The organism is uncultured Microbacterium sp. (assembly GCF_963528945.1).
In the GTDB taxonomy this organism is placed as follows: Bacteria; Actinomycetota; Actinomycetes; order Actinomycetales; family Microbacteriaceae; genus Microbacterium.
On the sequence record NZ_CAURWX010000004.1, the window covers coordinates 77999 to 96219 of the forward strand.

The following is an 18221-nucleotide window of genomic DNA, read 5'->3' on the forward strand; positions in this document are numbered from 1 at the left end:
CTCTGCTGCTGCCTTGGCCGCCGCCTTCGCGGCCGCGGTCTTCGCCGCCGCGGTGCGCGCGGCCGCGGTCTTCGCAGAAGTGGCCCGGGACGCCGCCGTGCGCGCAGCCGTCTTCGAGGCGGATGCTTTCGCTGCGGCAGCCTTCGCGGCGGCCGTGCGTGCCGCACCCTTCGCATCCGTCGACGTCGTCGAGCGCGCCGCGATCGTCTTCGCCGCGGTGGTCTTCGCTGCCGCCGTCTTCGCTGCGGTGGTCTTCGAGGCCGGCGCCTTCGCGGTGGTCTTCGCCGCCGCCTTGGCCGCAGTCGTCTTGGCCGCCGCGGTCTTGGCCGCAGTCGTCTTCGCCGCCGCTGTCTTGGCCGCGGTCGTCTTCGCCGCGGTCGTCTGGGCCGCCGCGGTTCCGGACGGCGCGCCCGTGGTCGGGGAGCCCGAGGCCGCAGCCGGCTTCTTCGTCGACGCGACGGGTGCCGGGGCGTCGACGGTGGTCGTGTCTGCGCCGTTCGCGCTCGGGGCGCGCAGGGGCTCGATAACGACGTCGGCGACGACGGCCGCCTTGTCGGCCGCCGTCTTGATGGGGGTGCGCGCAGCGGCGGGACGTGCCGCCTTCTTCGTCGCTGCGGACGTGCGCGTCGTGGACTTCGGCGCCGCCCTCTTCGTCGCTGTCTTCTTCGTCGCGGCGCTGCTCTTCGGCGAGGCGCTCTGGCGCCCCGCGGCCGAGGCGGTGGACTTCTTCGCCGCCCCCGTCTTCGGCGCGAGCGCGTCGGCCGTCGCGGAGGACGAGCCGGTCACCTCGCCCGTCGGCCGCGTCGATGCGTCGGCCCTGGATCGGGCCCGGGAGGCGTCGGCTTCTTCGGTGCGGTCGTCAGAGGAAGCAGTCACCGTCCTACGGTATCAAGGTGCACCGAAAGGCCTGGCATGAGTCCGGCAATCTGTGGAGAATCGAACTATCGCAGCGCCCGCGGCGAGCCTGAGCGTTCCATGGCAAACGGATCACGAAATGGCAACGTCGTCAACCCCCGCCCTGTCTTCCCAGGGTCTCTCGCTAGCATGAACGCGGCACGAAGAAGTGTCCGGCCGGTGAACCGGCCCTGAACACACCTTTTTAAGGAGCACTCGTGACTCTTCAGACCGTCATCCTCGCCGCGGGCATGGGCTCGCGCCTGGGTCGCGCCCTGCCCAAGCCGCTGACCGAGCTCAGCGACGGCCGCACGATCATGCGCCAGCAGCACGACAACATCCGCGCTGCGTTCGGCACCGACGCCCGCATCACCACCGTCGTCGGGTACCGCGCCGAGACCATCATCGAGGCGTTCCCCTCGGCCAACTACGTGCACAACGAGCGCTACGACGAGACCAACACCTCGAAGAGCCTCCTCCGCGCCCTCGGCGCGACCGGCCGCAGCGGTGTGCTCTGGATGAACGGCGACGTCGTCTTCGACCCGATGATCCTCGGCCGAGCGGCGGCGTACATCGAGCGCGACCAGTCGTTCGTCACGGTGAACACCTCCAAGGTCAGCGACGAAGAGGTCAAGTACACCGTGACCTCCGAGGGCTTCATCCACGAGCTGTCGAAGACCGTCCAGGGCGGCCTGGGCGAAGCCGTCGGCATCAACTACATCTCGGCGGCCGACAAGCGGGCGTTCATGCGTCAGCTGCAGCGCGTCGAGGACCAGGACTACTTCGAGCGCGGTCTCGAGCTGGCGATCGCCGAAGACGGTCTCCTGCTCGAGCCGATGGACGTCTCCGATCTCTACGCGGTCGAGGTCGACTTCGCCGAAGACCTCGAGCGGGCGAACCTCTTCGTCTGACCCGCTCCTGAGAGCCGCAGCCTTCGCCGAGGCTGCGGCTCTCTGCTTTCTCGCGGCGATACTTCCTAGGATCGGACCATGGCTCGCAAGGTGCACAAGATCCACTCGCTCCCGGACGACGCCCCCTGGGACACGGGCCTCCCCCCGACGGGCTCGACCGAGCATCCGTTCATGGTGCGTGGGCTCGACCGGGTGCTGTCGATCCAGCGACCGCTGGTGCTCGCGCACATCCGCAGCGTCCGCCTTCGCAATCCGCGAGCGACGCCCGACGAGATCGTGCAGATCCTCGAACGCCGCTACCTCGCCGCCGTCACCGCCGGCGGGGCCGCGGTCGGGGCCACCGCGGTCGTCCCGGGCATCGGCACCGGCATCACGCTGGCTCTCTCGGGCGTCGAAACCGTCGGGTTCGTCGAGTCGACCGCGCTCTTCGCGCAGTCCGTCGCCGAGGTGCACGGGATCGCCGTGGCCGACCCCGACCGTGCGCGCGCACTCGTCATGACGCTCATGCTCGGCAAGGAGGGCGTCGACCTCGTCCGCCAGCTCGCCGGCCAGGTCGTCGGCAAGGGCGGCAACCGCTCCTCCTACTGGGGCGAACTCGTCACGAAGTCGCTGCCGCGCGCCGCCCTGGGCCCGCTCGTCGACCGGCTGAAGAGCACGTTCGTGCGGCAGTTCGCGGCCCGCGGCGGCGCCTCGTTCATCGGCAAGGCCCTCCCGTTCGGCGTGGGCGCTGCGATCGGCGGCGCAGGAAACCACATCCTCGGTCGGCGAGTGCTCACCACATCGCGACGGGCGTTCGGGCACGCTCCCCTCGAGTTCCCCGTCGAGCTCGAACCCGTCGCCGGTGCGCAGAAGACCGAGCTGCGGATGCTGCACGGCGTCCGGGCCGCGGGCTCCGCGGTGGCCGGGGCGGCCGGTACCGTCGTGCGCGGCGTCGGACGTGCAGGGCACCGCGTCGGCGAACTCGGTCCGCGCCGCTCCCGCCGCGGGTCCGACTCCGACGCCGAGGCCCTCGACGAGGCGCCCGGCGATCACCGCCTCCCGGACGCGGCGGGCGCGCCCGCCTCCTGACGACAGGAGCACGCCGCCAAAGGATCGCGCGAGCCGTTGTGGCGAGCATCCAACGGTCGGCGCCGACCCGACGCTAGGGTGGAATCCGTGACGGAACAGCCCGACCTCTTTACCACTGCCGGCAAGATCGCGGACCTGCGGGCCCGCTACAGCGAAGCCGTCGTCGACGCGGAAGCCAAGGCGAAGGAGAAGCAGCACGCCAAGGGCAAGATGACCGCCCGCGAACGCATCGAGCTGCTCGTCGATCCGGGCAGCTTCGTCGAGTTCGACGAGTACGTCCGCCACCGCACCACCGCGTTCGGCATGGACCGCTCGCGTCCGTACGGCGATTCCGTGGTGACGGGGGTCGGTACGATCCACGGCCGCACCGTCGCCGTCTACTCGCAGGACTTCTCGACCTTCGGCGGCTCTCTCGGCGAGGTCGCCGGCGAGAAGATCATCAAGGTCATGGAATTCGCGCTCGCCGGGGGCATGCCCTGCATCGGCATCCTCGACTCGGGCGGAGCCCGCATCCAGGAGGGCGTCGTCGCGCTCGGCAAGTACGGCGAGATCTTCCGCCTCAACACCCGCGCCTCGGGAGTGATCCCGCAGATCTCGATCATCATGGGCCCGGCGGCCGGTGGCGCGGTGTACTCCCCCGCGCTCACCGACTTCGTGATCATGGTCGACAAGACCAGTCAGATGTTCGTGACCGGTCCCGACGTGATCAAGACCGTCACCGGTGAGGACGTCGGAATGGAGGAGCTCGGCGGCGCGTACACGCACAACACCCGCTCCGGCGTGGCGCACTACCTCGCCGAGGACGAGGACGACGCGATCGACTACGCCCGCACGCTGCTGGGCTTCCTGCCCGACAACAACATGGCGGAGCTGCCGTCGTACGAGGGCGTCTTCGAATTCGAGACCACGGATGCCGATCGCGAGCTGAACACGATCATCCCCGACTCGCCCAACCAGCCGTACGACATCCACACCGTCATCGAGCACGTCGTCGACGACGGCGACTTCCTCGAGGTGCAGCCGCTCTTCGCCCCGAACATCGTGATCGGCTTCGGACGCATCGAGGGCCGGTCGGTCGGCATCATCGCCAACCAGCCCTCTCAGATGGCGGGAACCCTCAACATCGAGGCCGGCGAGAAGGCCAGTCGCTTCGTGCGGTTCTGCGACGCCTTCTCGATCCCGATCGTGACCCTCGTCGACGTGCCCGGCTACCTGCCCGGCACCGACCAGGAGTGGACGGGCGTCATCCGCCGCGGCGCCAAGCTGCTCTACGCCTACGCCGAGGCGACGGTGCCGCTGGTGACCGTCATCCTGCGCAAGGCCTACGGCGGCGCGTACATCGTGATGGGGTCGAAGCAGCTCGGCGCCGACGTCAACCTCGCATGGCCGACGGCCGAGATCGCGGTCATGGGCGGCCAGGGCGCCGTGAACATCCTGTACCGCGGCGAGATCAAGAAGGCCGAGGAGGCCGGCGAGGACGTCGCCGCTGTGCGCACCCGCCTGGCCAACGAGTACACCTACAACGTGGCCTCGCCGTTCCTCGCCGCCGAGCGCGGAGAGCTCGACGGGATCATCGAGCCCGCGAACACACGCGTGTCGATCGCCAAGTCGCTGCGCGCCCTGCGCGGCAAGCGCGCCGAACTGCCGCCCAAGAAGCACGGGAACATCCCGCTGTGAGCGGCGGGAGCGACGAGCGGCCCGACCTCGAGATCACTCGCGGCACCGCAACGGAGGAAGAACTCGCCGCCCTCATCGCGGTCGTCAGCGACGCGTACGTGCAGGAGGCCTCGGCGGCGGTCGCCGAGGAACCCCGTGTCTCGGCCTGGATGCGCACGCAGCGGCCGCTCCGGCGTCCGTTGCGACGCGACATCCCCTGGGGGCGCTTCTCGGGCTGATCCGCCTGCGGGGACACCGGCGAAACCTCCCCCACATGTCCCCCAAAATACCTACAGACACCGCCGGGGCGAACGGCGATAGTTAGAGAGACGCTTCGCGTTCGACCGGCTCTCTGTCCCAGGGTAGACAGACGATGACCGGTCACCCGCGGCCGGTTTTCGGGTAACTGGGCCGCATGGCGAGGGGCGGGCGGCTTCGCCGCCCCTCGCCCATTCTCTTCCTTCGGCTCCGGTCCCCTCCCCCGATCGGAGCCGTCGGTATGCGGGCCTCCGAAGACCGGGGCGACGGGTCCCTCTCAGACGGTCTGCGCCTCGCGCGGGATCTCGTGCCACACGTCGACCGCATCGTCGTCGCGAGACGAACCGGAGCCGACCCGTCCCACGACCGTCACCGCGGTGCGATCGTCGCGCGCTGAACGGATGATGAGCCGCCCCGCGTGAGCGCCCGCGACCACCCCGGCCAGCTCGTCGCGGATCTCCGCGCGACGTGCCTCGTCGATGCCGTCGAGTCCGCCCTCATCGAACACGGTGACGCTCGCTCCCCGACGTCGTGCCGCTTCGATGGCATCGCGGACGGCATCGTTGAGCAGGTCCGCGCCCCGCAACTCGTCGCGCAGGCGTCCCTCGGCGAGACGCGCCTCGAGACGCTCCTCGTCGGTCAGCACGCCGTGGGACGCGACCGTGCGGCTCAGCACCGGGCCCGCGACCGCCAGGGCGAACTGCGTGCGCAGTCGTCGCTCCCGCTGTCGCACGAGCTGCGTCGCATGCCACGCCGAGACGGCCTGCTGGATCTCGGCGAGCCGCTCGGTGTCGCTGACCGCGCGATCCCAGAACAGCACGAGTAGCTGCGCCACGAGAACCCACATCGTCGACCCGACGAGCCCGGAATCGAGGGCCTTCGCGAATCCGAGGAACGCCTGCGACACCCCCGCGAGAGCGACGAGCAGCAGCCACGCGAGGACGAACCGCCGACGCACGATCAACACAATGCCGAGCAGTCCGACCCCACCGATGTACCAGGTCACCACGGTCGCCGTGCGCGCGGCCTCGGGGAACGAGAGGTTGACCATGACGGGGACAACCACGGCGGCGAGGAGAGCGAGCAGCGCCGTCCACAGCGGCATGCGCACGGCGGCGGGCGCACCGAGGATCGCCGTGCTGAGCACGGCGAGATACGCGGCGACGGCGATCACCGCGAGCACCGGCGCGTCGGGTCGGGGGTTCCACACCATCGCCGTCGCCGCGAAGTACATGCCGAAACCGATCGCGAGCGACGTCGCGACCCCGCGCACCGTGCGATTCATTCGGCGTCCCATCCCAGCTCGACGGTCGTGCCGGCCGCATCCGACGAGATGTCGGCCGTCCCGGCCACGCCCGCCATGCGAGCGAGGATCGACGCCCGGATGCCGAGGCGGTCTTCGCCGATCGACGCGAGGTCGAAGCCCGGGCCGGTGTCGCTGACCACGACGCGGATGCCGCCGCCGGGAACCGAGGCGACGAGCACGTGCAGTCCGCGCCCCCCGGCGTGCGCAACGGCGTTCCCGATCGCCTGCCGCGCGGCGAGCACGATCGCCCGCGCCACCCTCCCGGGGATGGCCGGTCCTGCTCCCGACTCCTCGACCACGGCGTCGACGCCGAGCTCGGACAGCGCTCGGCGCAGCTCGACCACCACCTGTGCGGGCGTGACCGGCTCGTCGCTGCCCTCCTGAGCGACGGCGGCCTCGGTGTTCGCAAGCCGTGTGAGCGCCTCGCGCGCCATCGCGACCGCGAGCTCTCGTGCCCGCTCGCCGTCTGCGCGCTCCGCGGCGATGAGCGCCGCGAGCACGCTGTCGTGCATGAGCGCCGACATCGCCATCCGCTCCTCTTCCGCCGCGGCGGCGGCCGCCGCGCCCGCGTAGGCGGCGACGGCACGCCCCCGGGCGTCGTCGACACCCGCGGCGACGGATCGCAGCATCCACCCCAACGAGATGATGATGAGCCCGAGGATCACCGTGAACGACACGTCGAAGCCGACCCGCAGCCAGAACTCGACGGCGAACCCGCCCTCGACCAGGCTGACGTATCCGTAGACGATGGGCACGGCGACCGCCCAGGCGTACTGCACGCGCAGCGGGAAGGCGAGCATCGCGGCGGCGACGGCGACGTTCACCAGGAAGAAGATCCACGGTCGTACATCGGGGGTGCTCACGGCCGCTCCGGCATCGACGATGTTCGGCCAGGCGGCGAGCGCGAGGACGTAGACGAGAGCGAACGCCCCCGACGACACCCGCACGCCGCGACCGATGAGGCAGCACAGCAGCATGGCGGCCAGCGGCACGAACACCACGAGCACGACGACGAGGTGCGGGACGTCTCCGGCCGGCAGGGTCTTCAACGCGCTGGCGAGGCCCTGCACGCCGAGGAACCCGGAGCCGATCGCGACGACGATCGCGAGGATGCGCTCCATGCGCTTGCCGGTGAAGCGCTCGAACTCGCCGCCCGCGGCTCCGGGCGACGGGATCTGGCTCCAGGCCTCCCGGATGCTCAGCGACTCAGCGGCCACCCGCGGTCCCGTCCGCGCCGACGATGCCGTCCTCCATCGCGCGGCGCAGAAGGTCGACCTTGGTCGGCGCCGGTCGACCGACCTCGACGTACTTCACCCGGATGCGGGTGATGTTCTCCTTCGCCGTGGAGTAGGCGACCCCGAGCCGGTCGGCGACCGCCTTGAGCGGTAGACCGGTCGCGTAGAGACGAAGCACCTCGCGCTCGCGCGTGGAGAGCTGCGCGTCGGCGAACTCGCGGTCGCCATCGACCGCGCTCGCCCATTCGACGTTGTTGAGCGCCTCGCCGTTCGCGACCGTGCGGATGGCGTCGAGCACGTCGTCGAGGGCCGAAGACTTGCTGACGACGCCCGCCGCGCCGGCCGCCAAGGCCTCGCGCACCGCGGCCGGGCGGTCGGCGACGCTGTGGATCACGACGCTCGCGCCGTCGGCCACGAGCGAGGAGACGTTCTCAGTGACCGTGGTGCCGTCGCCGAGCGTGAGGTCGAGGACGACGACGTCGGCGGGGGTGGTTCCGGTCGACGCGCGCCAGTCGAGATACGACGCCACGGTGCTGCCCGAGAATACGACCGTCTGCCCGTCGCGACCGCAGGCCGCCTCGAGACCCAGACGGACCGACTCGTGATCATCGATGAGGGCGACCGTGCTCATGCCCACAGCCTACTGAGTCACGACACGATCGCCGGGCGACGTCACCGGGTGAGCAGGGCGACGACCTCGAAGTGGTGCGAGTGCGGGAACAGGTCGAATCCGCGCATCCGGTCGACGTTCCACCCGAGGTCGCGGAATGTGCCGAGGTCGCGGGCCAGCGCGACCGGGTCGCACGCGACGTAGGCGACGGCGTCCGGCCGCAGGGCGTCGATGGCCTCGACGACCCGGCGTCCCGCGCCGGCGCGCGGCGGATCGAGCACGACCGCTCCCGTACGCCCGGCATCCGGTCGGCCCGCCAGGAAGCGGTCGACGCGCGCCGTGACGGCGGTCGCCCCGAGGGGGCCGACGTTCGCCTGCGCGTGCTCGGTGGCGCGGCGGCTCGACTCGACCGTCGAGATGCGGGTGCCGCCGAGGTCGGCCAGCGTCGCCGCGAACAGGCCGACACCTCCGTACAGGTCGAGGTGCGAGGACTCCTCGTCGACGTGCCCGTCGAGCAGGCCGTAGACGGCGGCGTCGAGCACCGCGGCCGCCCGCGGATGCACCTGCCAGAAGCCGCCGGCATCGACCTGGAACCGTCGGTCGCCGACGCGCTCGTGCACCACCTCGGGCGCGGGGCGCCGCGCGCCGCGGGCCGGTCGACGCGTCTCGTCGGGGCGCCGCAGCACGCGCACCCGGCCGTCGGCGGGCTCGACGAGTTCGACCCGGCCGGGGGCCTCGCCGTGCAGCGCGAGGGCGGCCTCAGCGATCGCCGGGCGGGCGAGCGGATGCGTTCCGACGGGGATGACCCGGTGGCTGCGTGCGGCGAACGGACCCACGCGGCCCTCGTCGTCGACGTGCAGTGTGAGGCGTGTGCGCCAGGCGGCCCCGTCGCCGGACTCGACGGCCTCGATCTCGGGGGCGTCGAGCCCGCCGCCCCCGAAGCGGTCGAGCGCCTCCGACAGCACCTGGCGCTTCAGCACGCGCTGGTGCTCGAGGGCGATGTGGCCGAAGTCGGCCCCACCGGGGCGCGCGGCGGGGTCGTTCTCGACATCGGCCTCCGCCCAGAGGTGCGCACGGCGGTGCGGTGAGGCGTCGAGCACCTCGACGGTGTCGGCGCGCCAGAAGCTGCGCGTCTCGGCATCGGCGCCACCCTCGGGCACGACGACCCTGGCGCGCACCCGCTCGCCGGGGATCGCGTCGGAGACGAAGACGACGCGCCCCTCATGGCGGGCGACGGCGGTGCCGCCGTGCGCGATCCCGGTGATGTCGAGGTCGAGCAGGTCAGGGGCGGAAGAGGTCATCCTTCGAGGATACGGTGGGCACATGCGTGTCTGCCTCGCCTCGACCTCTCCCGCTCGCCTCATGCTGCTGCGCCAGGCCGGCATCGAGCCCCTCACGTTCGCACCCGACGTCGACGAGGACGCCGTCGCCGCGGCGGCCGCGGCGGAGCGAGGCGGGGATCTCGCGCCGGAGGAGCTCGTGCTGCTGCTGGGGCGGGCGAAGGCCGCCGACGTCGCGCGCCGTATCGCCGTCGAGGATCCGGCCTTCGACGGCATCGTGATCGGCGGCGACTCGATGTTCGCGCTCGGCGGGCGCGTCTACGGCAAGCCGTACACCGCGGAGGAGGCCACCCGGCGATGGACGGAGATGCGGGGCGCGACGGGCATCCTGCACTCCGGCCACTCGGTCTTCCGCGTGACGCCGGGGCGCGAGCCCGTCGAGGCCACCGCAACGGCGGCAGCATCCGTCACGTTCGCCGACGACGTGACCGACGCCGAGATCGCGGCCTACGTCGCCTCCGGTGAACCGCTGCTCGTCGCGGGCGCGTTCACGGTCGACAGCCTGGGCGGCGCCTTCATCACCCGGGTCGACGGCGACCCCTCCACGGTCGTCGGCATGTCACTGTCGACCGTTCGCCGCCTGGCCGCCGAGCTGGGCGTCGTATGGACCGACCTCTGGAACGCCGCCGCCCGGTCGTAGACTTCCCGCCACGTTCGTCGGGCTTTCTTGTGGAGAGTCGTCAAATGCCCGACGGCTCTACTCGCTAGGCTGGCATTCATGCCTGCTATCGCCAAGGTGCTCATCGCCAACCGCGGCGAGATCGCCGTCCGCATCATCCGCGCCGCCCGTGACTCCGGGATCTCCTCGGTCGCCGTCTACGCCGACCAGGATCGCGACGCGCTGCACACGCGACTCGCCGACGAGGCCTACGCCCTCGGGGGAGCCACCAGCGCCGAGACCTACCTGCAGATCGAGAAGATCCTCTCGATCGCCCGACGCGCCGGCGCCGACGCCGTGCACCCCGGCTACGGCTTCCTCGCCGAGAACGCCGCCTTCGCGCGCGCCGTGATCGACGCGGGCCTGACGTGGATCGGCCCGTCACCCGAAGCCATCGAGGCGCTCGGAGACAAGGTCACCGCCCGTCACGTCGCCGAGAAGGTGGGCGCACCGCTCGCCCCCGGCACGCCGGGTCCGGTCGCGAACGCCGACGAGGTCGTCGCCTTCGCCGAGGAGTTCGGTCTGCCTATCGCCATCAAGGCGGCCTACGGCGGCGGCGGCCGCGGCCTCAAGGTCGCCCGCGAGCTCGACGAGGTCGCCGAGCTGTTCGAGTCGGCCACGCGCGAGGCCGTCGCAGCCTTCGGGCGCGGCGAGTGCTTCGTCGAGAAGTACCTCGACAAGCCGCGCCACGTCGAGACCCAGTGCCTGGCGGATGCCGAGGGCAACGTCGTCATCGTCTCCACGCGCGACTGCTCGCTGCAGCGCCGCCACCAGAAGCTCGTCGAGGAGGCGCCGGCGCCGTTCCTCACCGACGAGCAGAACGCCCAGCTCTACGCAGCGTCGAAGGCCATCCTCCGCGAGGTCGGCTACGTCGGTGCCGGCACCTGCGAGTTCCTCATCGGCGCCGACGGCACCGTCTCGTTCCTCGAGGTCAACACGCGCCTGCAGGTCGAGCATCCGGTCTCCGAGGAGGTCACCGGCATCGACCTCGTGCGCGAGCAGTTCCGCATCGCCGCCGGAGGCACCCTCGACTACTCCGACCCGGTGCCGCAGGGCCACTCGATCGAGTTCCGCATCAACGGCGAGGACCCGGGTCGCGGCTTCCTGCCCCAGCCCGGTCCCGTGCACGTGTTCAAGACCTTCGGCGGCCCCGGCATCCGCCTCGACTCGGGCGTGACCGCCGGCGACGAGGTCTCCGGCGCGTTCGACTCGCTGCTTGCCAAGATCATCGTCACCGGCAAGGACCGCGCGGAGGCGCTCGAGCGCTCGCGCCGTGCGCTCGACGAGTTCGAGGTCGCCGGTCTGCCCACCGTGCTGCCGTTCCACCGCAAGGTCGTGCGCGACCCCGCCTTCACGGCCGAAGACGGCCGGTTCGGCGTGTTCACCCGCTGGATCGAGACCGAGTTCGACAACGACATCCCCGCCTGGGACGGCGAGCTCGACGCCCCGGCACCCGGGACCGGACGCCACACCGTGGTCGTCGAGGTCGGCGGCAAGCGCCTCGAGGTGAGCCTGCCCGATCGCGTCGCCGCGGCACCGACCGCCACGGGCCGCCCGGCCGCCGTACCGCCGTCGCGCCGCAGCCACGCCACCACCGCGAACGCCGGTGCATCGGGCGACGCGGTGAAGTCGCCCATGCAGGCGACCGTCGTCAAGGTCGCGGTCGAAGAGGGCCAGCAGGTCGTCAAGGGCGACCTGGTCGTAGTGCTCGAGGCGATGAAGATGGAGCAGCCGCTGCAGGCGCACAAGGACGGCGTCGTCGGCAACATCGCCGCGGATGCCGGAGCCACCGTCTCGGCCGGCCACCAGCTGCTCACCATCAGCTGACCCCCGCTCGAACGACGAAGGGCGCCCCACCACGGTGGGGCGCCCTTCGTGTCGGCGGACCGGGCACCGGCCCCGCCGGAGCCGTCAGGAGATGTTGAAGAGGTGCATCGCCCGGCTGGCGTCGGTGATGCTGCTCGACAGCGAGGGGTATGCCGCGAACACCCGCGAGACCTGGTCGACCGTGAGCCGCCGCTCGACGGCGATCGCGATCGGGTAGACGAGCTCCGAGGCCTTCGGCGCGACGATCACTCCCCCGATCACGGTGCCCGACCCCTTGCGGGCGATGAGCTTCACGAAGCCGTCTTTGATGCCCATCATCTTCGCCCGCGGGTTCGCGGCGAGCGGCAGCTTGTAGACCATGCCGTCGGCCTTGCCGTCTTCGACGTCCTTCACGCCGTAGCCGACCGTCGCGATCTCGGGCGCAGTGAAGATGTTCGAGGTGATCTTGATGAGCTCCAGCGGGATGACGATGTCGCCCAGCGCGTGGAACACCGCGGTGCGGCCCTGCATCGACGCGACGGAGGCGAGCGGGAAGAAGTTCGTGCAGTCGCCGACCGCGTAGATGTTCGGCACCGAGGTGCGAGCGACGCGGTTGACGCGGATGTGCCCCTGCTCGGTGAGCTCGACCCCTGCCTCGGCCAGACCGATGTCGGCGGTGTTGGGGATGGAGCCGACCGCCATCAGGCAGTGGGAACCATCGACCGTGCGACCGTCGGCCAGGGTGACGGTGACGCCGTCCTTCGTGGCCTCGACCTTCTCGGCGCGGGCCTTGGAGAGCACGGTCATGCCCCCGCGGGTGAAGACCTGCTCGAGCACGCGGGCGGCGTCCTGATCCTCGCCCGGAAGCACCTGGTCGCGGCTGGAGACGAGCGTGACCTTCGCGCCGAGGTTCATGTACGCCGAGGCGAACTCGGCACCGGTGACGCCCGAGCCCACCACGATGAGGTGCTCGGGCAGCGCCTTCATGTCGTAGAGCTGCGTCCACGTGAGGATGCGTCGACCGTCGGGCTTCGCGGAGTCGAGCTCGCGCGGCGAGGCGCCAACGGCGACGATGATCGTGTCGGCCTCGACGCGGTCGAAGTCGGTGCCGCCCTGGCCGGTCGAGACGACGATCGCGTCGCGCCCCTCGAGGCGGCCGTGGCCGGAGAGGATGCGCACACCCGCCTCGAGCAGAGTCGTGCGCATGTCTTCGGACTGCTGACCCGCCAGGGCCATGAGCCGCTTGTTCACCGCGGCGAGGTTGATGGCGATCTCGGGTTTGAGCGGCTTGCCCTTCTCACCCTTCGCGTAGAACTGCACACCGAGGTCGCTCGCCTCGGAGATCGCGACCGCGGCATCCGCCGTGGCGATGAGGCTCTTCGAGGGCACCACGTCGGTCAGCACCGCGGCACCGCCCACGCCGACGCGCTCGACGAGGGTCACCTCCGCTCCGAGCTGCGCGGCCGCGAGAGCCGCCTCGTATCCGCCGGGACCGCCGCCGAGGACGGCGACGCGCTGAGTGCGCTCGAAAGGGGTGGAAGCCATGCTCCCCATTCTTCCGCAATCTTGGCAGCCGAGCCGTCACCTTCCTAGAGTGGAGCCTATGCCCGAGACTCACAGCAACCCCCTGGACGACCCGAACGCCAACCCGTTCGAGGTCGCCGCCACCGCCGCCGCCGACATCGCCCGGCTGACCGGCGTCGAGAAGCACGACATCGCGCTCACCCTCGGGAGCGGTTGGGGCAAAGCCGCCGACATCATCGGCGAGACGGTGGCCACCATCCCCGCCACCGAGGTGACCGGCTTCTCGAAGCCCGCACTGGAAGGGCACGTCGGCACCCTGCGCAGCATCCGCACGCCCGACGGCAAGAACGTGCTCGTCATCGGCGCGCGCACCCACTACTACGAAGACCACGGCGTGCGCCGGGTCGTGCACAGCGTGCGGACCGCCGCCGCGACGGGCGCGAACATCATGGTGCTCACCAACGGCGCCGGCGGCATCCGCGAGACGTGGAAGCCCGGCCAGCCGGTGCTCATCAGCGACCACATCAACCTGACCGCCGACTCCCCGCTCGAGGGCGCGACGTTCATCGACCTCACCGACCTCTACGCGCAGCGTCTGCGCGACATCGCACGCACGGTCGACTCCACCCTCGACGAGGGCGTCTACACGCAGTTCCGCGGGCCGCACTACGAGACCCCCGCCGAGGTGCAGATGGCGAAGGCCATCGGCGGCCACATCGTCGGCATGTCGACCGCGCTCGAGGCGATCGCCGCCCGCGAGGCCGGCATGGAGGTGCTCGGCTTCTCGCTGATCACGAACCTCGCCGCCGGCATCCAGAAGACGCCGCTCAGCCACGCCGAGGTCATCGAGGCGGGCCGCGAGGCCGAGCCGGTCATCTCGAAGCTGCTGGCGCGGGTGGTCGAGGCCCTGTGAGCGAGGAGCGGCTCGCTCAGGCGCGCGCCTGGCTGCGACAGGATCCCGACCACGAGACCCGCGACGAGCTCGCCGGCGTCGTCACCCGCGCGGCGTCGGGCGACGCCGCCGCTCTCGCCGACCTCGACGACCGCTTCGGCAGCCGCCTGGCGTTCGGCACCGCCGGATTGCGCGGCGCGCTGGGCGCGGGCAGCAACCGCATGAACCGCGTGCTCGTGACGCAGGCGGCGGCCGGCTTCGCCGCGTACCTCCGCGGCCGCGCCGACGGGGCAACGCCGACCGTGGTCATCGGCTACGACGGGCGCCGCAACTCGCGCGTGTTCGCGATCGACTCGGCCGAGATCTTCGCCGGGGCGGGGCTGCGGGCCATCCTGCTCCCCCGTCTGCTCCCGACGCCCGTGCTCGCGTTCGCGGTCCGCCACCTCGGCGCCGATGCGGGCGTGATGGTGACCGCGAGCCACAACCCGCCGAACGACAACGGCTACAAGGTGTACCTCGGCGGCGCCGACGAGGGTTCGCAGATCGTCGCCCCTGCTGACGCCGAGATCGCCGCCGCGATCCGGCAGGTCGCCGAGGCCGGCACGATCGCCGCACTCCCCCGCTCCTCCGACTACGAGGTCGCCGGCGAAGAGGTCGTCGAGGCGTACGTCGCCGCGACCGCCGCCGTCGCCCCCGCCTCGACGGTCGCGCAGGGCATGCGCTGGGTGTACACCGCCATGCACGGCGTCGGGTGGGAGACGTTCGCCCGGATCGTGGACGCGGCCGGGTATCCCCGACCGACCGTGGTGGGCGAGCAGCTGCACCCGGATGCCACGTTCCGCACGGTCGCGTTCCCGAACCCCGAGGAGCCGGGCGCGATGGACCTCGCGTTCGCGCGCGCACGCCGCGCGAACGCCGACTTCATCCTCGCCAACGACCCGGATGCCGACCGCCTCGCCGTCGCCATCCCCGACGCGGACGCCGCCGACGGCTGGCGCCGACTCTCGGGCAACGAGGTCGGTCTGCTCCTGGGCGCCCGCGCGGCGCGCGCGGCCGAGGGCACCCCCGGCGCGTCGCTGGCGTGCTCGCTGGTGTCGTCGCCCGGGCTCGGCGCCGTCGCGGCCCACCACGGCCTCGACTTCCACGAGACGCTCACGGGCTTCAAGTGGATCTCGCGCGCCCCGGGGATCGTCTTCGGCTTCGAGGAGGCGCTCGGCTACCTCGTGAACCCGGGCACCGTCCGTGACAAGGACGGAATCTCGGCGGCCGTCGCCGTGCTCGGTCTCGCCGCCGAGGCTCGAGAGCGCGGCGCCACCCTGGCAGACCTGCTGCGCGAGCTGGGCGACACCTACGGGCACTTCTCGAGCGGTCAGGTCTCGGTCCGCGTCGACGACCTCTCGCTCATCGGCACCGTGATGGCGTCGTTGCGCGCGACCCCGCCGTCGCACATCGGCGAGCGCGCCGTCTCGACGGCCGACGACCTGCTGCAGGCGGCGCCGGGTCAGCCGTCGGGCGACGTGCTGCGTTACCGGCTCTCCGACGGCTCGCGCGTGATCGTGCGGCCGAGCGGCACCGAGCCCAAGCTGAAGGTGTACATCGACGCCCGCGCCGAAGCGGCGGATGCCGCGCGCGACGCCGTCGCCGAGATCGAGGCGGGCGTGCGCGCCCTGCTCGCCGAGCGATCCTGATCGGGTGTCCGGCGCGCCCCGCCCGGCGCGCCGGACACCTCCGACCGTTACCATCGGACCCATGCCGACCCGTCACGTCATCATCCGCGCGCACAACGGCGTGCACGCGCGCCCGGTCGCCGAGATCGTGCGTCTCGTGCAGGCGCACGGTGCTCCCGTGACCCTGCGGGCATCCGATGGCACCACCGTCGATCTGCGCAGCGTCCTCGCGGTCATGGACCTCGCCCTCGGCACCGGAGACGCGGTCGAGCTGCGCACTCCGGACTCCCCCGGCGCCGACGCTCTGCTCGACGAGCTGTCGGCCGTGCTCGCGCCCGAGTCCTGACGCGGCTCCCCGCCCCGCCCGAGCGATCAGCCGTCGATCACGGCGACGAGCTCATCGAGGAACGCCTCGAACGTCGTCCCCCGGCGCACGATGCGCTGCACGCTCTCCCGTTCGCTGAACACCTCGACGAGCTGCTCGAACACCGTCTGGAACGCGGCCCGGTCGTTCTCGCTGAACGCGGCGAGCGCCACGACCTGCACGCGTCCGTCCGCCCATGCGGCCGAACCGTCGGCGACGCCGATCGCGATGGCCGTGCGCGCGGCCGTCATCTGCAAGGCGTGGGGCACCGCGAGAGCATCCGTGAACGCGGTCGACGACATGCGCTCCCGCAGGATCGTGTTCTCGACGTACTCCTGGTCGATGACGCCGGTACCGACGAGCAGACCCCCGAGCCGGCGGATGATCGCCTCCTCCCCCTCGTCGGGAAGGGGGTGCACGAAGGCGTCGGGAGCGAAGTACTGCGACAGCTCGTCGCGCAGGCGGGCGAGACGGCGCACCCGGCGCACCCGACCGGCGGCCTGCTGTACGCGCTCCACATCGGAGTCGGTGAAGAACGGGTGGATGCGCACGAAGCGCTCACCCGTGACACCGGGCTCGATGGTGCTGAGCACCAGGTCGGTGCCGAACGACGCCCAGTCGGGATCGACGGCCGTCACCACGCTGGTCACCTCGATCGCGGAGCCGAGCGACCGGTCGACGCTGGCGCGCAGCAGTTCGCGCAGCTCGTGGTATCCGGGGCAGACGATCGTCGCGGTGAGGATCGATGCGGCCTTGCGGCTGCGTTCGAGACGGCCGCCGACGTGCATGGCGATGTACGCAATCTCGTCATCGTGGATCGGGGTGCCGAGGCGGTCGTGGAGGCCGCTGGCGATCGACACGGCGACCTCGAAGATCATCGGGTACGACGTCTTGAGCGAGCGGGTGAGCGGGTTGCGGGCGAGCGCCTGCCCCTCGGCGCGGCGCAGCAGGTTCTGCACGTGCAGGGCGAGGCGCAGAACGAACGAGTCCTCGACGAGGTCGACGTCGTACTCGGCGGATGCCCGGGCGAGCTCTGCACGCACCGCCTGTTCGACGCGCTCCTCCACTCCGCTGCGCGCCACCTCTCGCGTGGTCTCCTCACCCGGGGCGACGACACGCGTGAGCACGAGCGACGCGAGGTGGCGGCGGTCGCCGACGCCCAACTCCACTGCGAAGGCCTCCTGCGCGAGACGTGCGACGACCTCTCCCACGCGAGCGATCTCGTCACGGGGGCCCGCCGTCTCCCCGGGGATCGCGTAGCCCGCGGCGACACGATCGGCCGCGATCGTGATGTGCAGCAGCACGTCGGCGATCGCCAGCTCGTTCACGAAGTAGCCCAGCGCACCGAGCTCGCGCACCAGCGCCGATTTGAACGGCCCGACGGCCTCGGCCGACACCCCGGTCGCTCCGAGGGCACGGCGGAAGGTCTCGGGGTGGAACGACGCGGCATCCATCTCGTCGTGGGCGAGGCGCGAGATGAGACGGCGCTGGTCCTCCTCGCTGCCGCGCAGGCGCACCCTCTCCCGCTCGCGCTCCAACACGAGGTCGGTGCCCTCGAGCAGTCCGCGCACGCGCACGAGGTCGGCTTCCAGGGTCGCCTCGCTGACGTGCAGCCCCTCGGCGGTCGCGTACACATCGAGGCCGTCGGCCCGGTCGAGGAGCATCCGCACGAGGGCGTGCAGGCGATCGCGGGGCGTCGACTCGCCGCCCGAGCGCGCCCGGAGCGCATCGCGAGCGGATGCCCCTGCGCGGTAGCCCGCGGGACCCGACTCGACCGCGTCCCCGCCCACGCGGGCATTGAGGGCCGAGACGTAGGAGCGGATGCTGCGCGGCGTCACCCCCACCAGGTCGGCGAGACTCGCGGCGGTCATCCAGCTGTCCCGTCGCAGCAGAGCGGTGAGGATCTGGTCCTGGCGCTGACGCGACATGGTCCTCCCTCTGCTCCTGGTGCGACCTCGCTGTACGCCGCCCTTCCCATGATGTCAGGCCCGCGGGAGGGCAGGGGGCGGAAGCGGAGTTCCGCAGGGGCGGA

General features: G+C 71.5%; 16 protein-coding genes. 10 read left to right on the top strand and 6 right to left on the bottom strand.

Features of this window, described 5'->3' with window-relative positions; all coding sequences use genetic code 11:
- Positions 1-13 precede the first annotated feature (13 nt).
- The 5 genes from RWS82_RS12955 to RWS82_RS12975 all read left to right on the top strand — a co-directional run bounded on the left by RWS82_RS12955 (position 14) and on the right by RWS82_RS12975 (position 4768).
- Positions 14-916 (top strand): hypothetical protein, encoded by a 903-nt coding sequence (locus RWS82_RS12955; RefSeq protein WP_314650800.1) that lies wholly within the window; start codon positions 14-16, stop codon positions 914-916.
- Between the two features lie 196 nt (positions 917-1112).
- Complete coding sequence (locus tag RWS82_RS12960; RefSeq protein ID WP_314650802.1) at positions 1113-1805, top strand: NTP transferase domain-containing protein; 693 nt, start codon at positions 1113-1115, stop codon at positions 1803-1805.
- 78 nt (positions 1806-1883) lie between these two features.
- Positions 1884-2873, top strand: coding sequence for a hypothetical protein (locus tag RWS82_RS12965; protein WP_314650804.1), 990 nt, complete (start codon positions 1884-1886; stop codon positions 2871-2873).
- A gap of 87 nt (positions 2874-2960) precedes the next feature.
- Positions 2961-4550 (top strand): acyl-CoA carboxylase subunit beta, encoded by a 1590-nt coding sequence (locus RWS82_RS12970; protein ID WP_400190096.1) that lies wholly within the window; start codon positions 2961-2963, stop codon positions 4548-4550.
- Complete coding sequence (locus tag RWS82_RS12975; RefSeq protein ID WP_314650807.1) at positions 4547-4768, top strand: acyl-CoA carboxylase subunit epsilon; 222 nt, start codon at positions 4547-4549, stop codon at positions 4766-4768. Before RWS82_RS12970 ends, RWS82_RS12975 begins: the two co-directional genes overlap by 4 nt.
- Before the next feature lie 296 nt (positions 4769-5064).
- On the opposite strand, the gene RWS82_RS12980 is transcribed toward RWS82_RS12975, so the two are convergent.
- From RWS82_RS12980 to RWS82_RS12995, 4 genes are read right to left on the bottom strand one after another with little or no spacing between them, the layout of a single operon-like run.
- A complete protein-coding gene (locus RWS82_RS12980) occupies positions 5065-6072 on the bottom strand; it encodes a hypothetical protein (protein WP_314650809.1) in 1008 nt (335 codons plus the stop codon).
- On the bottom strand, positions 6069-7310 hold the full coding sequence (locus tag RWS82_RS12985; protein ID WP_314650810.1) for an ATP-binding protein: 1242 nt from the start codon (positions 7308-7310) through the stop codon (positions 6069-6071). The genes RWS82_RS12980 and RWS82_RS12985 overlap by 4 nt, the downstream gene beginning before the upstream one ends.
- On the bottom strand, positions 7300-7959 hold the full coding sequence (locus tag RWS82_RS12990) for a response regulator transcription factor (protein ID WP_314650811.1): 660 nt from the start codon (positions 7957-7959) through the stop codon (positions 7300-7302). Before RWS82_RS12990 ends, RWS82_RS12985 begins: the two co-directional genes overlap by 11 nt.
- 41 nt (positions 7960-8000) lie before the next feature.
- Positions 8001-9239 carry a TRAM domain-containing protein gene (locus tag RWS82_RS12995; RefSeq protein ID WP_314650812.1) on the bottom strand — a complete coding sequence of 413 codons (1239 nt, stop codon included), beginning with the start codon at positions 9237-9239 and terminating at the stop codon, positions 8001-8003.
- 22 nt (positions 9240-9261) lie between these two features.
- Between RWS82_RS12995 and RWS82_RS13000 the strand changes: the two genes are divergently transcribed.
- Entirely contained in the window at positions 9262-9918 is a 657-nt protein-coding gene (locus RWS82_RS13000) for a nucleoside triphosphate pyrophosphatase (RefSeq protein ID WP_314650814.1), read from the top strand.
- A 78-nt stretch (positions 9919-9996) separates the two neighbouring features.
- Complete coding sequence (locus RWS82_RS13005; protein WP_314650816.1) at positions 9997-11763, top strand: biotin carboxylase N-terminal domain-containing protein; 1767 nt, start codon at positions 9997-9999, stop codon at positions 11761-11763.
- 84 nt (positions 11764-11847) lie between these two features.
- On the opposite strand, the gene RWS82_RS13010 is transcribed toward RWS82_RS13005, so the two are convergent.
- Positions 11848-13296 (bottom strand): NAD(P)H-quinone dehydrogenase, encoded by a 1449-nt coding sequence (locus tag RWS82_RS13010; RefSeq protein ID WP_314650818.1) that lies wholly within the window; start codon positions 13294-13296, stop codon positions 11848-11850.
- A 49-nt stretch (positions 13297-13345) separates the two neighbouring features.
- On the opposite strand from RWS82_RS13010, the gene RWS82_RS13015 reads away from it, so the two are divergent.
- From RWS82_RS13015 to RWS82_RS13025, 3 genes are all read left to right on the top strand, one after another.
- On the top strand, positions 13346-14179 hold the full coding sequence (locus RWS82_RS13015; RefSeq protein ID WP_314650820.1) for a purine-nucleoside phosphorylase: 834 nt from the start codon (positions 13346-13348) through the stop codon (positions 14177-14179).
- Entirely contained in the window at positions 14176-15846 is a 1671-nt protein-coding gene (locus RWS82_RS13020) for a phospho-sugar mutase (protein ID WP_314650821.1), read from the top strand. Before RWS82_RS13015 ends, RWS82_RS13020 begins: the two co-directional genes overlap by 4 nt.
- 61 nt (positions 15847-15907) lie before the next feature.
- A complete protein-coding gene (locus RWS82_RS13025) occupies positions 15908-16171 on the top strand; it encodes an HPr family phosphocarrier protein (RefSeq protein WP_314650823.1) in 264 nt (87 codons plus the stop codon).
- A 26-nt stretch (positions 16172-16197) separates the two neighbouring features.
- Here RWS82_RS13025 and RWS82_RS13030 read toward each other — a convergent pair whose 3' ends face one another.
- Positions 16198-18117, bottom strand: a complete 1920-nt coding sequence (locus RWS82_RS13030) for a PRD domain-containing protein (protein ID WP_314650825.1) — start codon at positions 18115-18117, stop codon at positions 16198-16200.
- Positions 18118-18221 lie beyond the last annotated feature (104 nt).